The 1,203-nt window shown below is 49.3% G+C and carries 1 protein-coding gene; it reads right to left on the reverse strand.

The features are described 5' to 3' along the window. On the reverse strand, nucleotides 1-1,021 hold a 1,021-nt coding region (locus tag R8O11_RS24965), incomplete at its 3' end, for a DUF2339 domain-containing protein (RefSeq protein WP_318194575.1). Nucleotides 1,022-1,203 lie beyond the last annotated feature (182 nt).

Below are 1,203 nucleotides of genomic sequence, written 5' to 3' on the forward strand. Positions count from 1 at the left end.
AGAACAGCAGTTCAGTTGGAATACTCTCAATCAACAGCAGCATCCAAATGACATGCGGAACGGCGATGCTTGGCGCAATCCATGCCCGATGCACTTTTTGCATCAATAAGGTCGCCGCGAACGAAATCGCGCAGATGTATCCGGCTAACAAAAAGTAGTTCGGTTCATTACCTCCAATCCAAAGCGGAGCTGTGTAGCCACCGATTAAACCGAGCACCGCCATTAACGGCCCTTGTCGCAATGACAACGCTAAACTGCAAAATGCCGCCGCAGCCAAGATGATCAACGAGACACTTGGCGTCAGCATTTGATAAACCACAAAGGCAAAAATGACGGTGCAGTAAATGCCCGTTAGCCCCGTTCCGGTGACAGCAGCAGGCACATAGGTAAAGCCTTGAGCGCGTGCGGCGCGATCCGGGTTGTTTTGCTCTTTTCGATGGAACCACTCGCCAGCGAGTACCATAAGTAACGAGAGTGAAAAGGCAAAAGAAACACGCATAAGTGGCGAAAACTCAATATGGCTACCAATCACTTGTACCAGATAGCCGCCACCGATCAACATGGCTAATGCGCCGACCCAAACTAGCCAGTTCTCTTGGAAGTTAGCAATGAGTTTTTGCGCGTGCTTCTGGATTAGTGGGTCTTCTTGCTCAGTAAACGTCGCCAACTGAACTTGTGTTTGCTGGCTTTGGTTGAGTTCGGTTTGCTCTTGCTCACTATGGTGCTGCTGAGTTGCAATGTATGAAGGCTCAAATTCAGGCTCGATATTGCTTGGAGCGCTTAACGCCGAGTCGCCAGAATCTGAACGCATCGAAGAGGCCGCCCCAAGGCTGGATTCCGATGTGTCAGGCTCTGGTTGGGAGGCTTCGAGTTTCGAATCGCGACGCGTGCTGACGCGAAGAGAGGCAACTTCTTTCTGTAATTTCGACAGTTCTTTTTCCAGCAACGATATCCGACTGGCGGCTTTCAAACCGATCAATATGGCAAAAAAAGCCGTGATCAGCGCAAGTGTCGTAAACAATCCATTTCTCCCTATCCTTGGTCGTTTGTCTCACACGATAGATGATTCTTAACTTTGAGCACGTACACTAAAGCTTAGTTCATGCTCTATGCCTGAGCGTTTTATGATGCTAGGTTCCGCGTGAAATTTTGTACCTACTTTACCTTGCTCCGAGGGGAACTGCGAGAATGACGCAAGTCTTG

This window comes from Vibrio sp. 1288 (genome assembly GCF_033344475.1).